Source organism: Nocardioides sp. (assembly GCF_004803405.1).
GTDB classification, from domain to species: Bacteria; Actinomycetota; Actinomycetes; order Propionibacteriales; family Nocardioidaceae; genus Nocardioides; species Nocardioides vastitatis.
The window spans coordinates 1-17957 of the sequence record NZ_SSXI01000091.1; the positions used below are offsets into that span (position 1 = coordinate 1).

Consider the following 17957-nt stretch of genomic DNA (forward strand, 5'->3'; position numbering starts at 1 on the left):
CCAGACGATCCTCGCTCTCGGAACGGCGTGGGCGGTGTGCGCGGTGTCCGGCGGCCCGGCGGCGCAGCTGGCGGCGGCCGGCTCTGCCGGGCTCGTCGTCGACACGGTCGGCCAGCTCCGCGACGACTACCGGGATCGCGACGTCTTCCAGGACGATCTTGAGGCCGACGCGTTCGCGGACACTCCCTCCGACCGGCTGCTCACCGGTCTCCGCGGCAAGGACGTGCTGCTGGTGTGGTTCGAGAGCTACGGCCGGGTCGCGCTTGAGGGATCGTCGTTCTCGCCAGGAGTCCTCGACGTGCTGCAGGAGGGCGACGAGCGTCTGGCCGCGGCGGGCTATCGCACCCGGAGCGCGTTCCTGACCTCACCCACGTTCGGGGCCGCGAGCTGGCTGGCGCACGCGACCCTTCAGTCGGGTGTGTGGGCGGACAGTGAGCAGAGGTACGGCCAGCTCCTGGAGAGCGACCGGCTGACGCTCACCGGCGCGTTCGGGCGCGCCGGGTGGCGCACGGTCTTCGCGGTGCCGGCGAACACCAGGGACTGGCCCGAGGGCGCGGCGTACTACGGCTTCGACCGGCTCTACGACTCCCGCAACGTCGGATACGCCGGCCCGGAGTTCGGCTATGCGTCGATGCCCGACCAGTACACGCTGGAGCACCTGCGGCGTGCCGAGCTCGCCGCCACCGACCGCCGGCCGGTGATGGCCGAGATCGACCTGGTCTCCAGCCACCACCCGTGGGCGCCGTTGCCCGAGCTGGTGCCGTGGCGCGAGGTCGGCGACGGCTCGGTCTTCAAGGGCATGCCCGAGCGCGGCGCGGCGGCGGTGGACGGCACCGAGGACCCCGGGACGGCGCGCCGGCTCTACGGCGAGTCGATCGAGTACACCTGGCGCACCATCGTCTCCTTCCTCACGACCTACCCGGACCCAGACCGGGTGCTGATCGTGGTCGGCGACCACCAGCCGCACTCGTTCGTGAGTGGTGAGGACCCGGGCCACGACGTGCCGGTCACGGTCATCGCGCAGGACCCAGCGGTGATGAGCAGGATCGGGGAGTGGAAGTGGCAGGCCCGGCTTCACCCCGGGCCGAAAGCCCCCGTCTGGCGGATGGACATGTTCCGCGACCGGCTGCTCACTGCGTACGGCGGCGGTGGCTGAACCCCACGCCCCGGTCGCCCGTGTTGCCCGTGACACCACTCTGGATCGGAGGACGCGATGAGGGTCCGAATGCTGGCGGCAGCGGCCGCACTGGCCTCTGCGGCGGTGCACCTGTGGTTGTGGTTCGACGGTGTGCGTCATCAGGACGTCATCGGGCCGGCGTTCATGGTGAACGCGATCGCGGGGGCAGCCATCGCCGTGCTGCTCGTCACCTGGCGGCACTGGGTGCCGCTGTTCCTCGTCGTCGGGTTCGGCGCGTCGACGCTGGGCGCGTTCATCATCTCGACGACCGTCGGCCTGTTCGACGTGCACACGTCCTGGGACGGGTGGGACGAGTACGTGGCCGCGGCGGCCGAGGTCGTCTGCATGATTGCCGGCGCCTGGGCCGCGCTGGCCGAGGGCTGGCTGGCCTCACTCCGCAAGGCGGAGCACTGACACACCTTCGTCGGTCCTGACCACGACGGACTCGATGTCCTCCGGCGCCAGCGCCGTGGCCAGGGTGACGTGCACCTGGCGTCCCGGCTCGGCCCGCCAGGTGCCTACCTGCTCCACCCGGCCGTCGACGGACCGGACGACCATGGCGTACGACGTCCAGCCGCCGGCGTACCCATCGCCGAGGTAGGTGCAGGTCAGGTCGAGCCGGGTCCCCCACGGCCGCTCGGTCAGGGAGATCCACCCGGTCACCGAACCGGCGCCGATGCTGTCCATCCGCTCCGCCGGAGCGGTGGTCTGCGACGTGGTCGGTCCGGCCGCCGGCGGTCTGACGCCGTCGTCGAGCGAGGTGACGACGACACCGGTGACCCCCACGACGACGATCGCGGCGGCCGCAACGAGGATCGCGGCCAGTGCGCTCCGGCGCCGCCGCTGGGAGCGGCGTACCTCGGAGACCACAGCAGGGAGGAGAGTCTCCGGCACCGGCTCAGGTTCCCCCGGCAACTCCAGGGCCTCCAAGGGGACCCGGCCCATCAGCCCGGGGAGCCCTGCGAACTCGCGGACGACGCGCGAGCACTCCGCGCAGTCCGGCAGGTGCCGCTCATACGCCGCCCGCTCCGATGCAGCGAGGGAGCCGAGGACGTAGGCGCCGCCGAGATGGGCGTACTGGCAGGTCATGACACGACCCCCCTCTCCTCGAGCGCGAGCCGCAGCGCGCGCAGCGCGTAGTGCGTGCGCGACTTGACGGTTCCCTCGGGTACGTCGAGCCGACGCGCGGCCTCGGCCACGGACCGACCTCGGTAGTAGCACTCGACGAGGACTGCCCGATGGTCGGCGGAGAGCGTGGTGAGTGCGTCGGCGACCACCCAGGAGAGCAGCAGCTCGTCGGACTGGTCGCCGACCGGCGCGACATCCGGAGGCTCGGCGGTCGCGAACTCCCGCTGGGCCCGTCGGGTACGCCACTCGTCGATCACGATGTTGCGGGCCACGGTGAACAACCAGGACCGGACCGACCCCCGGGACTCGGTCAGGACGGCCGAGTTCCGCCATGCACGCAGCAGCGTCTCCTGCGCCACGTCCTCGGCCCGCGACCGGTCGTTCGCGGTGAGGTGCAGGCAGAACGCCCAGAGCGCAGCCGAGTGGTCCTCGTGCAGCTCCTTCATCACGGTGGCCGGGTTATCCGTCATTCACGCCTCCCGACCATTGACACGGAACCACCCCGACGTCGGTTCAACGCGATGGCCGCCCAGCTGCCCACGGTCAGCGCCGCGAGGAGATAGGCGTTGCCGGACAGGTGGTCGAACCAGCGCCAGTCGTACTCCTGGCCCCGGCCCCAGGGCGGCCACACGATCGGACGCAGCACGAACACTGCGGTCCAAGCGGCGGCGGCCCACCGGCTGCGCTCCCACAGCACCAGCGCCACCGGCACCGCCCACACCCAGTGGTGCGACCACGCGACCGGCGCGGCGAGCAGCATGGCGACGGCTCCCAGGCAGGTCCCGAGCACCCGGTCACCCCGCCGCCACCAGGCGGCCGCGGCGAGCAGCACCGCCGACGCGAGCAGGCCGGCGACCACCAGCCAGAGCCACGAGGGGGGCGAGCCGTCGAGGATCCGGGTCAGCGCGCCGTTCACGGACTGGTTGTGGGCGAGGGCCGGAGGCCCGACCCGGCCCGGATCGAGAAGTCCGTCGGTCCAGTAGGTCGCGGCCGACCCCGGAAGCGCCGCGAACCCCGCGGCGACGGTGCCGGCGAAGGCGAGCGACGCCCGACGAGCCGCCCCGCGGTGGCCGACAAGGACGAGCAGCACCACGAACACGAGAGGGGTGAGCTTCAGGCCTGCCGCGATGCCCACGAGCACGCCGGACGTCCCCCGCTCCGGTCGCACCAGGTCGATAAGCACGGCGAGCATCAGGATCAGGTTGATCTGACCGAAGGAGAGGTTCTGCCAGACGGGCTCCAGCGCCAGCGCGCCGGCCGTCACCCCCACGACCAGCCACCAGGGCGCCGGCCGGCCGAGGGCACGCCGTACGACGACGACGGATACCGCGAGGCATCCCGCCGAGGCACCGGTCCACAACGCCGCCGCGAGCCATCCGGGCAGCAGCGTCAGCGGCACCATCACCACCGCGGCGAACGGCGGGTAGGTGAAGGGGTAGCCAGTCACCGGGTCGTCGGCGTCGTACAGGGGTAGCTGGTCGAGCACCGCCCGGCCGCCGTACCGGTAGACGTGCAGGTCCGGGAACTCCCCGACGACCGCGCCCGCGATCGCGGCGCCGATGACGACGACCAGGACCGCGGCCGGGGCGCTTCCCGGCCCCATGCGCCTCACGGGCGCAGCGTAGACGACCAATCCCAAGGTCTCGCATATCTGCGACGTGACACACGGAACCGGCAAGGTCATGCCACTGGCACCGAAAGGCAGCGCTTGCCTGCGGCCGAGGACGGTGATCGCTCGGTGGCCACGAGTCCAGGATCGGTGTGACGCCCTGGTGAGCTGTGCCTGGCCCCGCTGGGGGGTGCCGCTGCGCAGGCCGGCGCCGAGCCGACGACCCGGGGTCACGCTCAGGGACCGCGGCGCGATCGACGACTTCTTCCGCGCGCGGTGCGCGGTGCAGGTTGGCGAGTTCCCGCACACGGTGACGCTCCTCCGCATACGCGCAGCCCACGGGCGCAAGGGCCTGCCAGACGTGGCGGATCGGTGCGCGACCCCAGGCGCGGAGTACCGCCACATCGATCCAGTGACGACCGAGAGCGACGCGTAACACGGGCGGACGCCGCGTCGTAGCCGTGCAAACGTCTCGATCGGCCCCGTCGCCCCGGAAACGTACAGTGGCTCTGACCAACAGTTCTGCTGGTCAGAGCCACCGTCGTCGGAGCCGCCTGTCGGAATCGAACCGACGACCTAATCATTACGAGTGATTCGCTCTACCGACTGAGCTAAGGCGGCACCACCGGCGCGGGCGCCGACGACGCGGAAGCATACCGGCGGGGTCGGTGCACCGCGGAATCCGGGATGCGCCTTCGGGTCGCTGCGGTCTCGTGACGGTCGCTGCGCGACCTCCTCGACCTGCGCAGCGTCCTGGCGCGACCTCCTCGACCTACGCGGAGGTCAGCACTTCAGGCCGTCCTCGGGCGCCTTGCCGTCGATCAGGTAGGCGTGGACCGCGTCGTCGATGCAGGCGTTGCCGCGGTTGTAGGCCGTGTGGCCGTCACCGTCGCGGCTCACCAGCACACCCGACTCGAGCTGCTCGGCCATCGCGACCGCCTCTTCGTACGGCGTCGCCGGGTCGCGCGTCGTACCGATGACCACGATGGGGGCGGCTCCGGAGCCGTCGATCTTCAGGTCGGGCTCGTCGGTGGCGGTGAACGGGATGTCGTGGCAGCCGGACAGGCCCCAGGCGAAGACCCGGCCGAACGTCGGTGACGCCTTCTCGAAGTCGGCGAAGTTGTCGGGAACCTCCTCGGGGCTCACCGACCACGGGTCGTCGAGGCAGTTGATGACGCCGATCGCCTCGAGGCTGTTGTCGGTGTACCTGCCGCCCTCGCGGGAGCCGTAGAAGTCGGCGAGCCTGAGCAGGGTGCTGCCGTTCCCCTCGAGCGCCTCCTTCAGCCCGGTGTCGAGGTAGGTCCAGTTCTCCTTCGCGTACAGCGGGGTGATCAGGCCGTAGAAAGCGAGGCCCACGGTGAGCTTGCGGCCCTCGGCGTCCTGGGTCTCCAGCGGTCGCTCGTCGATGTCGTCGAGCAGGCCCTTGATCGTGGCCAGTCCTTCGTCGACAGAGGCGCCCAGGAAGCAGCTGCCGCCGGCGACGCAGTCCTGCAGGTAGGCCCGCAGCGCGGTCTCGAAGCCCTTGGCCTGGCTCAGCGAGCCGTCGCGGGAGGAGATCGAGGGGTCGATCGCCCCGTCGAGCACGAACCGGCCGACCTGGTCGGGGTAGAGCTCGGCGTACGTCGCGCCGAGGCGGGTGCCGTAGGAGAAGCCGAGGTAGTCGAGCTGGTCCTCGCCGAGGACCTCGCGCAGGACGTCCATGTCGCGCGCGGCCTCGACGGTGCTCACGTGGGCGGCGACCTCGCCGGAGCTGGACTCGCAGCCGCTCCAGAACTCCTCGGCGTTCTCGGTGGCGGTCTCGACCTCCTCCGGGGTGTCGGGGTCGGGATCGGCGGCGATCTGCTGGTCGAGCTCCTCGTCGCTCACGCAGTCGACGGGCGAGGACTCACCGGTGCCGCGCGGGTCGAACCCGACGATGTCGTAGGCCTTGCGCAGCTGGTCGGCGAAGTAGAAGTCCGCCTGCTCCACCGTGTCCGTGCCGGGAGCGCCCGGCCCGCCGGGGTTGACCACGAGCGAGCCGACCCGCTCGCCGGTCGCCTTGGCCCGCTCGAGCTTGAGCTGGATCGTGCCGTCCTCCGGGCTCTGGTAGGAGATCGGCACCTCGAGCGATCCACACTCGTTGCTGCCGCACGTCTCCCAGGAGATCTCCTGGTCGTAGAAGCGCTTCAGGTCCCCCGCCGCCGGCGGTGAGGTCGTTGGCGACGTGGAGTTCTTCTCCGCCTGCTTGTCGGAGTCCGCGTCGTCGGTGACGAGCAGCACGCCGATCCCGACCGCGCCTGCAATGACCAGCGTCCAGATCACCGCGACCGCGACGACCAACTGCTTCTTCACCTGGTGCTCCTCACCGTTGCGGTGTCTTCAGTGCCACCATCATCGACTCCAGGGCCAAGGCGACCGGGACGTTGAACTCCAACATCTGCTCGCGCGCGGCGAAGATCCACCCGATCCGCCGGAGATTGAGCTCGGGGGTCGACGTACGCACGATCTCCTCGATCTCCGGCCGGATCTCCTCGTTCACCAGCGCGCCGGGCGCGCCGGTGGCGATCGCGATCGCGTCGCGGTAGACCGAGACCAGGTCGGTCAGGCCCCGGTCGACCACGTCGAGGTGACGCCGCTTGGCGCGGGTCCGCTGGCCCTTCTCGAGGGCGGCCAGGGCGGGGCCGTACTCCCGCGGCCGACGCCCGCGCTCGACCACGCCGTACGCGAGGTCGAGGTCGACCTTCTCGCGCGCGTCGAGTTCGGCGGTGATCGCGTCAGCCTCCTCCTTCGCCTTCTCGGCGAGCTGGGTGGCGGCGTCCATGCAGCGGCCGAGGTTGGTCAGCCGGGCCGGCAGCTGCACGATCTCCTCGCGCCGTTTGCGCACGGCCTCGTCGAAGGCGAGCGCTCGGGCGCGGCCGATGTGGCCCTGGCTCGCGCGGGCGGCGTACGACGCCAGCGGCTCCTCGACGCCCCGGGAGACCAGGAAGCCGGCGACCTCCGCGGTCGTCGGCGTCGCGAGCGTCACGAGGCGACAGCGGGAGCGGATCGTGGGCAGCACGTCCTCGACGGTCGGCGCGCACAGCATCCAGGCGGTGCGGCCGTTGGGCTCCTCGATCGCCTTGAGCAGCGCGTTGCAGGCCTGCTCGGTGAGGCGGTCGGCGTCCTCGATCACCAGGATCTGCCAGCGGTCGCCCATCGGGCTCAGCGAGGCGCGGCGGACCAGCTCGCGCACCTCGTCGACGCCGATCGACAGCTTCTCCGTGCGCACCAGGGTCACGTCGGCGTGGCTGCCGGCGAGGACCGTGTGGCAGGCGTGGCAGGTGTCCGGGCAGTCCGGGCCGGCGCCGCCGTGCTCGCACTGCAGGGCCGCAGCGAACGCGATCGCCGCGTTGGAGCGGCCCGACCCGGGTGGGCCGGTGAACAGCCACGCGTGGGTCATGCCGTGGCCGGCGACCGCCTGCTCGAGCGCGGTGATGGTCGCGCGCTGGCCGACGAGGGTGTCCCAGATGGTCATCGACCCGGCTCCTGACGGGCCTGCGGGAGCAGCGGCACCAGGCGGGCAGCGATCGCCTCGGCGATCGCCTCGACCGGCCCTCGCGCGTCGAGCACCAGATAGTGGTCGGGGTCCTTCGCGGCCAGGTCCAGGAACGACTGCCGGACGCGCTGGTGGAACTCCAGGGACTCCCCCTCGATCCGGTCCCGGCCCTCGAAACGTCCCAGGCCGGCCTCGGGCTCGAGGTCGAGCACGACGGTCAGGTGCGGCCGCAGGTCGCCGGTCGCCCACCGGGCGACCTCCTCGACCTCGCCGAGGTCCAGCGCCCGTCCGGCGCCCTGGTAGGCCAGGGTCGAGTCGACGTACCGGTCGGTGATGACGATCTCGCCCCGCTCGAGCGCCGGCAGCACGACCGTCTCGACGTGCTCGGCCTTGTCGGCGGCGTACAGCAGGACCTCGGTCCGGTGCGCCAGCACCCCGGTCTCAGGACTGAGCACGATCCGCCGCATCTCCTTGCCGACCGGGGTGTCCCCGGGCTCGAAGGTCAGCAGCACGTCGTACCCCTCGGCGGCCAGCCGGTCGCGAAGCAGCCGTGACTGGGTCGACTTGCCCGATCCCTCGCCGCCCTCGAAGCACACGAAGACACCCGTGGGGGCGTAGCGGCCGGGGTAGTAAGTCACGGGAGTGAACCTACGAGACGGCACCGACGCGTGTCGCGGGTGGGGCGCCCGGTCGCCGCCGCGGGTCGTGTCACGCGCGCACCGGGGGTCGCAGGGCCCGGCCAGTTCTTGCACTTCTCGGGCGTTGCAATGGCCCAGAAGTGCAGGGATCGCCGGTTAACCGGCGATTCCTGCAGCCCCTCAGGCCCTCTTCGCCGCCGCCTTCTTCGCGCTCGCCTTCTTGGCGGTGCTCTTCTTGGCGGTCTTCTTCGCAGCGGTCTTCTTCGCGCCCTTCTTGGCCGCCTTCTTCGCCGGACCCTTCGCGCGGCGCTCGGCGAGCAGCTCGGCGGCCCGCTCCAGGGTCAGCTTCTCGATGGAGTCGTCCTTGCGGAGGGTGGCGTTGTACTCGCCGTCGGTGACGTACTCCCCGAAGCGGCCGGCCTTCACCACGATCGGCTGGCCCGACACCGGATCGGGACCGAGCTCCTTGAGCGGCGGCGCGGCGGCGGCCCGGCCGCGCTGCTTGGGCTGCGCGTAGATCCGGAGCGCCTCGTCGAGGGTGACAGAGAAGATCTGGTCCTCGCTGGTCAGCGAGCGGGAGTCGGTGCCCTTCTTCAGGTACGGGCCGTAGCGGCCGTTCTGGGCTGTGATCTCCTCGCCGTCCTCGGCGGTGCCGACGACCCGGGGCAGTGACAGCAGCTTGATGGCGTCCTCGAGGGTGATCGTGTCGAGCGACATCGACTTGAAGAGCGAGCCGGTGCGCGGCTTCGCGGCCCCCTTCTTGCCGGTCTGGGGAGCCTCCTCGGCGGGCAGCTCGGTGACGTACGGTCCGTAGCGGCCGTTCTTGGCCACCACCTGCAGGCCGGTCTCGGGGTGCACGCCGAGGTCGATCTCCTCGCCGGCGGGGTTCGCCAGCAGCTCCTTGGCCTTCTCGACCGTGAGCTCGTCGGGCGGCAGGTCGTCGGGCACGTTGGCGCGGACTCGCGCGCCGGCGGCGTCGTCGGGTCCGGGGCCCTCCAGGTACGGGCCGTACTTGCCGACGCGCAGCTGGATGCCCTCCTCGGGGTCGCCGACCGGGAACGTCGCCAGCTCCCGGGCGTCGATGTCGCCCAGGCCCTGCACCAGCGGGAGCAGTCCCTGGAGCTTGTCCGAGCCGTAGTAGAACTCGGTGAGCTCGTTGACCCGGTCCTTCTGGCCGCGTGCGATCTCGTCCAGCACGGCCTCCATGCCGGCGGTGAACTCGTAGTCGATCAGTCGGGAGAAGTGCTCGGTGAGCAGCCGCACCACCGAGAAGGCGATCCACGCCGGCACCAGCGCGGTGCCCTTCTTGTAGACGTAGCCGCGGTTGAGGATCGTCCCGATGATCGAGGCGTACGTCGAGGGGCGGCCGATCTCGCGCTCCTCGAGCTCCTTGATCAGCGTGGCCTCGGTGTAGCGGGCCGGCGGCTTGGTCTCGTGCCCGTTGGCCGTGAGCGAGGCCGCCGAGACCCGGTCGCCCTGCTCGAGCGCCGGGAGCCGCGTCTCCTGGTCGTCCTTGGCCGCGTTGTCGTCGGTGCCCTCCACGTAGGCCTTCAGGAACCCGTGGAAGGTGATCACCCGGCCCGAGGCGGAGAACACGACGTCCTCGCCGCTGGCGGCCTGGCCGCCGAGGCGGATCGAGACGGACCGGCCGACGGCGTCCTTCATCTGCGAGGCGACGGTGCGCATCCAGATCAGCTCGTAGAGCCGGAACTGCTCGCCGGTGAGACCGGTCTGCGCGGGCGTGCGGAAGGACTCCCCCGCAGGACGGATGGCCTCGTGCGCCTCCTGGGCGTTCTTCACCTTGCTCGCGTAGGTCCGCGGGGCGTCCGGCAGGTACTCGCTGCCGTAGAGCTCCTGCACCTGCTGGCGAGCGGCGCTGATGGCGCCCCCGGACAGGGTGGTGGAGTCGGTCCGCATGTAGGTGATGAAGCCGTTCTCGTAGAGCCGCTGCGCGACCGACATGGTCACGCTGGCGCTCATCCCGAGCTTGCGGCTGGCCTCCTGCTGCAGCGTCGTCGTGCGGAAGGGCGGGTACGGCGAGCGGCGGTACGGCTTCGCCTCGACCGACCGGACGTCGTACTCGGTGTTCTCGAGCGCCGCGACGAGGGCCTCGGCACGCGGCCGGTCCAGGTGGACCACCTCGGCACGGCCCTTGAGCCGGCCGTCGGGGCCGAAGCTGCTGCCGGTGGCGACGCGGGTGCCGTCGATGGTGTGCAGCTTCGCCGGGAACATCCGCTGGTCGTGCGAGGAGCCGGCGTCGAAGGTGCCCTCGAGGTCCCAGTAGGAGGCGACCTTGAAGGCCATCCGCTCCTTCTCCCGGTCGACCACGAGCCGGGTCGCCACGGACTGCACGCGCCCGGCTGACAGGCCGGACATGATCTTGCGCCACAGGACCGGCGACACCTCGTAGCCGTAGAGGCGGTCGAGGATGCGGCGGGTCTCCTGCGCCTCGACGAGGTCCATGTCGAGATCACGCGGGTTGGCGGCGGCCTCCTGGATCGCGGCCTTGGTGATCTCGTGGAACACCATCCGCCGGACCGGGATGCCCTTCGGCTTCAGCTCGTCCAGCAGGTGCCACGCGATGGCCTCTCCCTCGCGGTCCTCATCGGTGGCGAGGTAGAGCTCGTCGGCGTCCTTGAGGAGCTGCTTGAGCTTGGAGATGTGGCTCTTCTTGTCGCGCGGGACGACGTAGTAGGGCACGAAGCCGTTCTCCACGTCGATCGCCAGCCGGCCCCACGGCTTGTCCTTGATCTTGGCCGGCGTGTCGGCGGCGTTGTTCGGGAGGTCGCGGATGTGGCCGATGGACGACTCGACGACATAGCCGTCGCCGAGGTACCCGCCAATGGTGCGGGCCTTGGCCGGTGACTCGACGATCACCAACTTGTGTGCCACTAGGACGCTTCCCTCTACTTATGGTCGATGCTTCGACCGGCCACGGTAGCGCCTGTGTCCAGCACCGTCGCGACCGATGTCCAGCGATGCGCCGGCAAGGCGGAGGAGGGAGACAGGCCCGGGACCCGGTGACCGACACTACGTAGCCGGAGTGCGTGCTGGACATCGCGCAGCCGGCAGTGGGTGCATGCGCTGCCGCAAAGGTAGCGCGTGTTGTCCAGCCGGCCCGCCTCAGTCCACGCTGATGCGCTCGATCATGTCCTCGTTCTGCTTGATCAGGTCCGCCCGACCGATGGCCGCCATGCCGAGGTAGAGCCCGAAGGAATCGGGGTCCCCGGTGTCGACGACGATGACGTCGGTCACGTCGCCCTCGGCGGTGACTCGCGAGTCGGTGACCCGGATCTCGGAGGTGATCCGATGCGCGGGCCTGCCGTCCACCGTGATCGCCTCGTTCTTGAGATCGGTGCGGGTGTCGAAGCCGCTGTAGATCCGGTCGTTCGACGTCAGGCACTGCATGATGATCTCGGCTGCGTCCTCGACACTCTCGAAGCCGTTCTCCTTCGCCAGCGCACCGACGCCGGTGAGGGAGATCCAGTACTGCTCGACCTCCACGTACTGAAGCACGAAGGCGTCGGGGAAGGAGAACGACACCTGGTCGCCGGTCGTGATCGTGTGCGTATCCATCCGGGGGATCGTGAGACCGCCGCCGGTGAGCTCCCGCGCATCGGGGGCCGGGTCCGTTGGCGGCACCGGATTGCCGCCGGTGCACTGGATGCCGGTGGGCGAGATCGAGGTGGTGGGATCCTCCGGGGCGCTGGTGGTCGGGTCGGGCACCGGCTCGGAGCTGTCATCGTCGGTCAGCGCGCGGACTCCGAAGAACGCGCCCACCCCGAGCAGCACGAGCACGACGACGGCGGCGACGACGATCGCGATGACCTTCCCGGCACCGCCCTTCTTGGGGGCCGGGCGCCACGGCGCCTGGCCGTAGCCACCCGGCGCTCCCGGCCCGCCGTAGCCGCCGTAGCCGCCCTGGCCGGTCGGCGCGCCGTACGGCTGCCCCGCGCCGTACGGCTGCCCCGCGACCTGCTGGCCGTAGGGGGGCTGGCCTCCGGCCTGCTGGCCGTACGGCGACTGGCCCGGGGCCTGCGTCGGCGGAGTCTCCTGCGGCTGACCACCGGCCGACGGGTTCGTGGTGGTCATCTGGCTCCATGACTGGCCGTCCCAGTACCGGTAGGTGTCGGGCGCGCCAGCGGGGTCGGGGTACCAGCCTGCGTTCGTCACGCGCCAAGTCTGCCCCACGGCGCCGCCCCGTGGCCCACGCCGAGGAGGCGGCCGGCGGGTCAGCTCCCGTCCGGCGCCAGGAACCCCTCGGCGACCATGTCCCGGACCTCCGGCAGGTAGACCTCGCGCAGCGACGCCGGGTCCTTCTCGAGGAGCTCGCCGACGGCGTCGAGGAGAGGACCGACCGCCAGCTCGCCATCCGAGGCACCGGCGACCGCGGCGGTCACGGTGTCGACCTGGCGGGCGCGGCGGAAGCCGCGCTGCTGCCGGAGCACGATCGTCGCCGGATCCTCGGCGCCGACCGGGCCACTGGTCTCCTGGACCACGTCCGGGCGGAGGACCAGCCGTGAGTCCGGTCCGACGGCGGCGGCGGCCGTCGCCGAGTCCGCCCAGTCGGCGATCGCGGGGGCGATCGGCTGCTCGACGTCGTAGGGCCACTCGAGGAGCTCGCGCGCGTGGCCGCCGGGGGTGATGCCCGGACGGCGTCGCAGGTTGATCCACCCGAACCCGATGCCGGCGACGCCGTGGTCCTCCAGCCAGGACAGCCAGGTGTCGTAGCGGTCCACGTACACCGCGGCACTGCCGCCACCGGTCGCCGGGTGGTGGCCTGAGTCCTTGAGCCAGAGTTCGACGTACGACGCCGGGTCGAGCACCTCGCGCTGCACGACCAACGCGTCGCACTCGTCGGGAAGCCAGGTCGCGAGCCGCTCGTCCCAGGGGCGGTCGCGCTCGATGACCCAGTTCGCGAGCACCTGGCACCAGCCGCCGTCGGTGAGGTGGTCGGGCGCCGTCCGCACGATGTGCTCGACGACCTTGTCGCCCGGCAGCCCGGAGTCGCGGTAGACCAGCCGCTCCCCGGTCGCGGGGGAGATCACGAACGGCGGGTTGGTGGCGACCAGGTCGAACCGCTCCCCTGCCACCGGCGCGAAGAACGAGCCGTCCCTGACGTCGATCTTGTCCTCGACGTCGTTGAGTGCCGCGTTGAAGCGGGCGATCGCCAGCGCACGCTGGTTGACGTCGGTGGCGACCACCTGGTCGCTGTGCGTCGCGAGATGCAGCGCCTGGACGCCGCAGCCGGTGCCGAGGTCCAGCGCCGTGCCGACGTCGTGGCGCAGGGTGAGCTGGGCGAGGCTCGAGGAGGCCGGGCTGATGCCGAGCACGTAGTCGCCGGTGACCGAGGTCGCTGCGCCGTCGAGGCCGGGTGTCAGGTCGCTGACGACCCAGAGGTCGCCCGTCTCGGTGGCGTACGGGCGGACGTCGAGCCGCGCGGCGACCTCGCCCACGCTCTGCACGATCGCCCCGGCGGCAGCCAGCCGGTCGAGCAGGCCGGGCAGTGCTCGCGCCGCCGATGCTGTCGGGACCGCCTTCTGCAGGAGGAACAGGCGGACCAGCGTCGCGAGCGCCCCGTCGTCCGCTGCCGTACGGCGCAGGGCCGGTGTCGTCTCGTTGCGGGACAGGGCCGCATGGGCCTCCGGGCCGAGCAGCTCGCTGATCGCGTCGTAGGTGAAGTCGGCCGTGAGCAGGGCGTCGCGGAGCGGGGCCGCGAGGGAGACGGAGGGCACGGGCCAACGGTAGGGCGTGGGTCGTAACTCGGTGACCGGCGCGGTCCGGGTGGCTCAGCGCACCCGTGCCGCTGCGGTGATCCCGCGACCGGCCTTGACCGTCACGAAGCGGCGGCCGGGGCGGGCGCCGTACTCGATGGTGGTGGCAACGCCGTGGTCGCGGAACCGGGCGCTGTACCAGCCGGTGAGCGTCGGCGAGACGGTGCCCCTCGGGTTGCCGACGCCGAAGAACCTGCGCGGCAGGTCGAGGTTGCGAGAGAGTCGCTCCTGCCAGCGGATCCCGCCCCGGTGCCTCCCGATGCCGTACAGCGGCTGGTGGATCGAGGCGATGTAGTCGGGCCGCACCTCGCGCAGGAATGCGATCATCGCGCGTGTCTCGGGCTCGCTCGCCGGCCGCGGACCGCCCCAGTACCGCGTGCCCCTGCGAGCGCCGCTCCAGCCGCTCGTCGGCCAGTTCCGGTTGAGGTCCACCCTCCGCGCGTTGGTGCGGGTGCCCCGCGCGTTGCCGTCGGGGTTCATCGAGGGGACGATCCAGACGCCCGTACCGTCCCGCGGCCGCACCCGGTCACGGACCCACCAGGCGGTCCGCCGGCCGGCCCTCTCGTCGCCGTGCATCTGGCCGAGGACCACCAGGACGTGCTTCGCGTCCTTCGTCCCCCGGTAGTACGCGCGGATCGCGCGGCCTCGGACTGAGCGCCCGATGGTGATCCCCCGCCGGATGTACGGCGCCGCCGACTGCGGCGCTGCTGGCGATGCCGAGGCACCCGAGCCGGCGCGCGGGTCGGCCGCGCCGTGGGCCGGTGTCGGGAAGGACAGCCCGACGCCGGCGGTGGCCAGGACGACCGCCACCGCCAGCGTCCGGCGTTGGCCTCGGAGCTGCCTCCCGAGCTGCGATCCGAGGACGGTCATGCCGCTACGCGGACTCCACCGATGCCGGTTCGGGGGCCTCCTCGCCGATCACCGAGGTCCGCTGCTTGGAGATGAGCACCGCCGCGAAGATCCCCGCCGCAGCTGCGGCGGCGATCAGGATGCGCACCACGTCGTTCTCGCTGTTGCCGTAGGACAGGCTGATGATGGCGCCGACGATGAGCAGCGAGACCAGGTTCATCACCTTCAGCAGCGGGTTGATCGCAGGGCCGGCGGTGTCCTTGAACGGGTCGCCCACCGTGTCGCCGATGACCGTTGCCTCGTGGGCGGGCGATCCCTTGCCGCCGTGGTTGCCGTCCTCGACCAGCTTCTTGGCGTTGTCCCAGGCTCCGCCGGCGTTCGCGAGGAACACCGCCATCAGCGTGCCGGTCGCGATCGCGCCGACCAGGAAGCCCGCGAGCGGGCCGACGCCGAGACCGAAGCCGACCGCGATCGGGCTCAGAATGGCCAGGATGCCGGGCGTCGCCAGCTCCCTGAGGGAGTCGCGGGTGACGATGTCGACGACCTTGCCGTACTCCGGCCGGGCCGTTCCCTCCATGATCCCGGGAATGTCGCGGAACTGGCGTCGTACCTCCATCACGACGGCGCCCGCAGCGCGCCCGACCGCGTTGATCGCCAGGCCGGAGAAGAGGAACACCACGCCGGCGCCGAGCAGGGTGCCGACGATCAGCTTGGCGTCGAAGACGAGGAACGCCAGCGCGAACGCCTCGCCGTCGGCTTCGGAGACGCCTTCGGTCTCGAGCAGGGTCTCGACCGCCGACTGGGTGTAGGACGCGAAGAGCGCGCTGGCGGCGAGGACGGCCGTGGCGATCGCGATGCCCTTGGTGATCGCCTTCGTGGTGTTGCCGACGGCGTCGAGCTCGGTGAGGATCCGGGCGCCCTCCTCGCTGACGTCTCCCGACATCTCCGCGATGCCCTGGGCGTTGTCGGAGACCGGGCCGAAGGTGTCCATCGCGACGATGACGCCGACCGTCGTCAGCAGTCCGCAACCGGCGAGAGCGACGGCGAACAGCGCCAGCGCCGTCGATCCGCCCGCGAGCAGAGCCGCTCCGAACACGGCCGCGCCGATCACGATCGCGGTGTAGACCGCCGACTCGAAGCCGACCGAGAGGCCGGACAGGATCACGGTCGCGGCACCCGTCAGCGACGTCTTCCCGACGTCCTTGACCGGGCGGTGCTCGGTCCCGGTGAAGTAGCCGGTCAGGGCCAGGATCGCCGCCGCGAGGACGATGCCGATCACGACGGCACCGGCGGCGAACACGGCGGGGCTGACGCCGGGCAGCTCGCCGGTCGCCAGGGCGCCCAGGCCGACCCCGGCACCGTTCAGCTCGCTCCACTCGCCGGGCAGGTAGGCGAAGGCCGCGATGACGCTGGCGACCGCACCCACGGCCGCCGAGATGTAGAACGAGCGGTTGATCGTGGTGAGGCCGCTCTCGCCGGCTCGCGGCTTGGTGAGGTAGACCCCGGCGATGGCCGACAGCGCGCCGATCGCGGGCACGAGCAGCGGGAACACGAGGCCCTTGTCGCCGAACGCCTGCGAGCCGAGGATCAGCGCCGCGACCAGGGTGACGGCGTAGGACTCGAAGAGGTCGGCCGCCATGCCCGCGCAGTCGCCCACGTTGTCGCCCACGTTGTCGGCGATCGTCGCCGCGTTGCGGGGGTCGTCCTCCGGGATGCCCTGCTCCACCTTGCCGACCAGGTCGGCACCCACGTCCGCGGCCTTGGTGAAGATGCCGCCGCCGACCCTCATGAACATCGCCAGCAGTGCGGCGCCGAAGCCGAAGCCCTCGAGCACGTTGGGGGCGGCGTCCTGGAAGACGATCACCACGACCGCCGCGCCGAGAAGGCCGAGGCCGACCGTGGACATGCCGACCACGGCGCCGGTGCGGAAGCCGATGTTCATCGCCGGATCGCGGCCCTGCTCGTTGGCCGCCGCCGCCACCCGGAGGTTGGCGCGCACGGCGAGCGACATGCCGAAGTAGCCGATCGCCCCGGAGAACGCGGCGCCCACGAGGAAGAACACCGAGCGGAAGATCCGGACCGTCCACTCCGACTGGAGGAAACCAGCTCCGTCATTGCTGTGCGCCGGCAGCGCCAGGAGCACGAAGAAGGCGATCGCCGCGAAGATCGTCAGGGTCCTGAACTGGCGGGTGAGGTAGGCGCTCGCGCCCTCCTGCACCGCCTGTGCGATCCGTTGCATGTTCTCGGTGCCTTCGCCGGCCCTGAGCACCTCTGCTCGGAAGAGCCAGGCCATGGCGAGGCATCCCAGCGCGATCAGGGCGACCACGATGACGAGGACGAGATTTCCGCCGGTGACCCCGACGTCTGCGGCGAGAGCATGGGGCATGCGAGTGCCTCCTGGAGAGTTCAGGTTCGGGCCGTGTGACCCAGGTCATAGAACGTGGCCCGGAGTCTACGCAGACGAACGGGTCGAAGACACGATCCCTGTGACGCGCGTCACGTGCGCGTTGCGCGGTGTCGCGACTCGGTCGCGCGTGGCCGGCCTCGCGCGCCGGCGATCGGGGGCGATCGTGGCCAGCGATGCCGGCATCCCAGGACTGCCGACAGGGCGGGCCTGGGTGTGGGTCGACTCAGGCCAGCGCGGCGTCGGCGGTCTCGTGGATGACGAAGACCTTCGCCAGACCGGTGATCTTGAAGATCTTCAGGAGGCGGTCGGCGTTGCAGACGAGCTCGAGGGAGCCGTCGTGGGCACGAACCTTCTTCAGTCCCCCGACGAGCACGCCGAGGCCGGTGGAGTCGAGGAACTCGACGTCCTGCATGTCGATGACGAGGTGGTAGGTGCCGCCAGCGACGAGCTCGGTGATGGTGTCACGCAGCTTCGGGGCGGTGTAGACGTCGATCTCGCCACCTACGGCGACAACGGTGCGCGCACCGACCTCGCGCGTCGACAGTGTCAGATTCACGACTTCTCCCGAAAGCTCCCACTAGCTTCTGCAGTGGAGCCAATCAAACCATGGCTCACCCGCGGACGCACCACGAACACAGGGTCGCCTTCGTGTCGGCTGCAGTTGCGACAATGGTCCGATGAGCGCCCAGCCCGCCGCCCGGCTCCCGACCGCACGCGGTCGCGTGGACCCGAGCGCGCTCGTGGAGCGGCTCACCGCGGGGCCCGGACGGGCCGGTCGCCTGACCCATCTCGAGCACGTCCCGGCGCGGGCGGCGATCACCGCGGACTGGCCCGCCTGGGCCGACCCGACGGTCGTGGCGT

14 protein-coding genes, 1 tRNA gene and 1 pseudogene are annotated in these 17957 nt (G+C 71.2%); 3 read left to right on the plus strand and 13 right to left on the minus strand.

Annotated elements, in window-relative coordinates:
• Both E7Z54_RS23015 and E7Z54_RS06620 read left to right on the plus strand, forming a co-directional pair.
• Positions 1 to 1156: pseudogene (locus E7Z54_RS23015) on the plus strand (CDP-alcohol phosphatidyltransferase family protein); the annotation flags it as partial.
• Between the two features lie 57 nt (positions 1157 to 1213).
• On the plus strand, positions 1214 to 1591 hold the full coding sequence (locus E7Z54_RS06620; protein ID WP_136432211.1) for a hypothetical protein: 378 nt from the start codon (positions 1214 to 1216) through the stop codon (positions 1589 to 1591).
• On the opposite strand, the gene E7Z54_RS06625 is transcribed toward E7Z54_RS06620, so the two are convergent.
• The 13 genes from E7Z54_RS06625 to E7Z54_RS06685 all read right to left on the minus strand — a co-directional run bounded on the left by E7Z54_RS06625 (position 1568) and on the right by E7Z54_RS06685 (position 17652).
• Positions 1568 to 2266 (minus strand): anti-sigma factor family protein, encoded by a 699-nt coding sequence (locus E7Z54_RS06625; protein WP_136432212.1) that lies wholly within the window; start codon positions 2264 to 2266, stop codon positions 1568 to 1570. The two genes, E7Z54_RS06620 and E7Z54_RS06625, sit on opposite strands and share 24 nt — an antisense overlap.
• Positions 2263 to 2775, minus strand: a complete 513-nt coding sequence (locus tag E7Z54_RS06630) for a sigma-70 family RNA polymerase sigma factor (protein ID WP_136432213.1) — start codon at positions 2773 to 2775, stop codon at positions 2263 to 2265. Before E7Z54_RS06630 ends, E7Z54_RS06625 begins: the two co-directional genes overlap by 4 nt.
• Positions 2772 to 3908: a glycosyltransferase 87 family protein gene (locus tag E7Z54_RS06635; protein ID WP_240769550.1), complete on the minus strand. Its 1137-nt coding sequence runs from the start codon at positions 3906 to 3908 to the stop codon at positions 2772 to 2774. Before E7Z54_RS06635 ends, E7Z54_RS06630 begins: the two co-directional genes overlap by 4 nt.
• Positions 3909 to 4462: 554 nt before the next feature.
• A tRNA-Thr gene (locus E7Z54_RS06640) sits at positions 4463 to 4535 on the minus strand.
• Between the two features lie 162 nt (positions 4536 to 4697).
• Positions 4698 to 6245 carry an alpha/beta hydrolase gene (locus E7Z54_RS06645; protein WP_136432215.1) on the minus strand — a complete coding sequence of 516 codons (1548 nt, stop codon included), beginning with the start codon at positions 6243 to 6245 and terminating at the stop codon, positions 4698 to 4700.
• Positions 6246 to 6255: 10 nt separating this feature from the next.
• Positions 6256 to 7407, minus strand: a complete 1152-nt coding sequence (locus tag E7Z54_RS06650; protein ID WP_136432216.1) for a DNA polymerase III subunit delta' — start codon at positions 7405 to 7407, stop codon at positions 6256 to 6258.
• On the minus strand, positions 7404 to 8066 hold the full coding sequence (gene tmk / locus E7Z54_RS06655) for a dTMP kinase (protein WP_136432217.1): 663 nt from the start codon (positions 8064 to 8066) through the stop codon (positions 7404 to 7406). The genes E7Z54_RS06650 and tmk overlap by 4 nt, the downstream gene beginning before the upstream one ends.
• Positions 8067 to 8246: 180 nt before the next feature.
• On the minus strand, positions 8247 to 10958 hold the full coding sequence (gene topA, locus E7Z54_RS06660; RefSeq protein WP_136432218.1) for a type I DNA topoisomerase: 2712 nt from the start codon (positions 10956 to 10958) through the stop codon (positions 8247 to 8249).
• Positions 10959 to 11189: 231 nt separating this feature from the next.
• Positions 11190 to 12239 carry a DUF2510 domain-containing protein gene (locus tag E7Z54_RS23720; RefSeq protein WP_206056047.1) on the minus strand — a complete coding sequence of 350 codons (1050 nt, stop codon included), beginning with the start codon at positions 12237 to 12239 and terminating at the stop codon, positions 11190 to 11192.
• A gap of 59 nt (positions 12240 to 12298) precedes the next feature.
• Positions 12299 to 13801, minus strand: a complete 1503-nt coding sequence (locus tag E7Z54_RS06670; RefSeq protein ID WP_136432219.1) for a DUF7059 domain-containing protein — start codon at positions 13799 to 13801, stop codon at positions 12299 to 12301.
• Positions 13802 to 13855: 54 nt separating this feature from the next.
• On the minus strand, positions 13856 to 14710 hold the full coding sequence (locus E7Z54_RS06675; protein WP_136432220.1) for a M14 family zinc carboxypeptidase: 855 nt from the start codon (positions 14708 to 14710) through the stop codon (positions 13856 to 13858).
• Positions 14711 to 14714: 4 nt separating this feature from the next.
• Positions 14715 to 17075, minus strand: a complete 2361-nt coding sequence (locus E7Z54_RS06680) for a sodium-translocating pyrophosphatase (RefSeq protein ID WP_136432221.1) — start codon at positions 17073 to 17075, stop codon at positions 14715 to 14717.
• 244 nt (positions 17076 to 17319) lie between these two features.
• Positions 17320 to 17652 (minus strand): STAS domain-containing protein, encoded by a 333-nt coding sequence (locus E7Z54_RS06685; RefSeq protein WP_136432222.1) that lies wholly within the window; start codon positions 17650 to 17652, stop codon positions 17320 to 17322.
• Positions 17653 to 17773: 121 nt separating this feature from the next.
• Between E7Z54_RS06685 and E7Z54_RS06690 the strand changes: the two genes are divergently transcribed.
• Positions 17774 to 17957 (plus strand): hypothetical protein (locus tag E7Z54_RS06690; RefSeq protein ID WP_136432223.1); only part of this gene is annotated, 184 nt, incomplete at its 3' end.

What these genes read in the sequence shown, in the direction of transcription:
- E7Z54_RS06620 (WP_136432211.1), top strand. Translation starts at nt 1,214, where the DNA reads ATGAGGGTCCGAATGCTGGCGGCAGCGGCCGCACTGGCCTCTGCGGCG.
- E7Z54_RS06625 (WP_136432212.1), bottom strand. Translation starts at nt 2,266, where the DNA reads ATGACCTGCCAGTACGCCCATCTCGGCGGCGCCTACGTCCTCGGCTCC.
- E7Z54_RS06630 (WP_136432213.1), bottom strand. Translation starts at nt 2,775, where the DNA reads ATGACGGATAACCCGGCCACCGTGATGAAGGAGCTGCACGAGGACCAC.
- E7Z54_RS06635 (WP_240769550.1), bottom strand. Translation starts at nt 3,908, where the DNA reads ATGGGGCCGGGAAGCGCCCCGGCCGCGGTCCTGGTCGTCGTCATCGGC.
- E7Z54_RS06650 (WP_136432216.1), bottom strand. Translation starts at nt 7,407, where the DNA reads ATGACCATCTGGGACACCCTCGTCGGCCAGCGCGCGACCATCACCGCG.
- E7Z54_RS06675 (WP_136432220.1), bottom strand. Translation starts at nt 14,710, where the DNA reads ATGACCGTCCTCGGATCGCAGCTCGGGAGGCAGCTCCGAGGCCAACGC.
- E7Z54_RS06680 (WP_136432221.1), bottom strand. Translation starts at nt 17,075, where the DNA reads ATGCCCCATGCTCTCGCCGCAGACGTCGGGGTCACCGGCGGAAATCTC.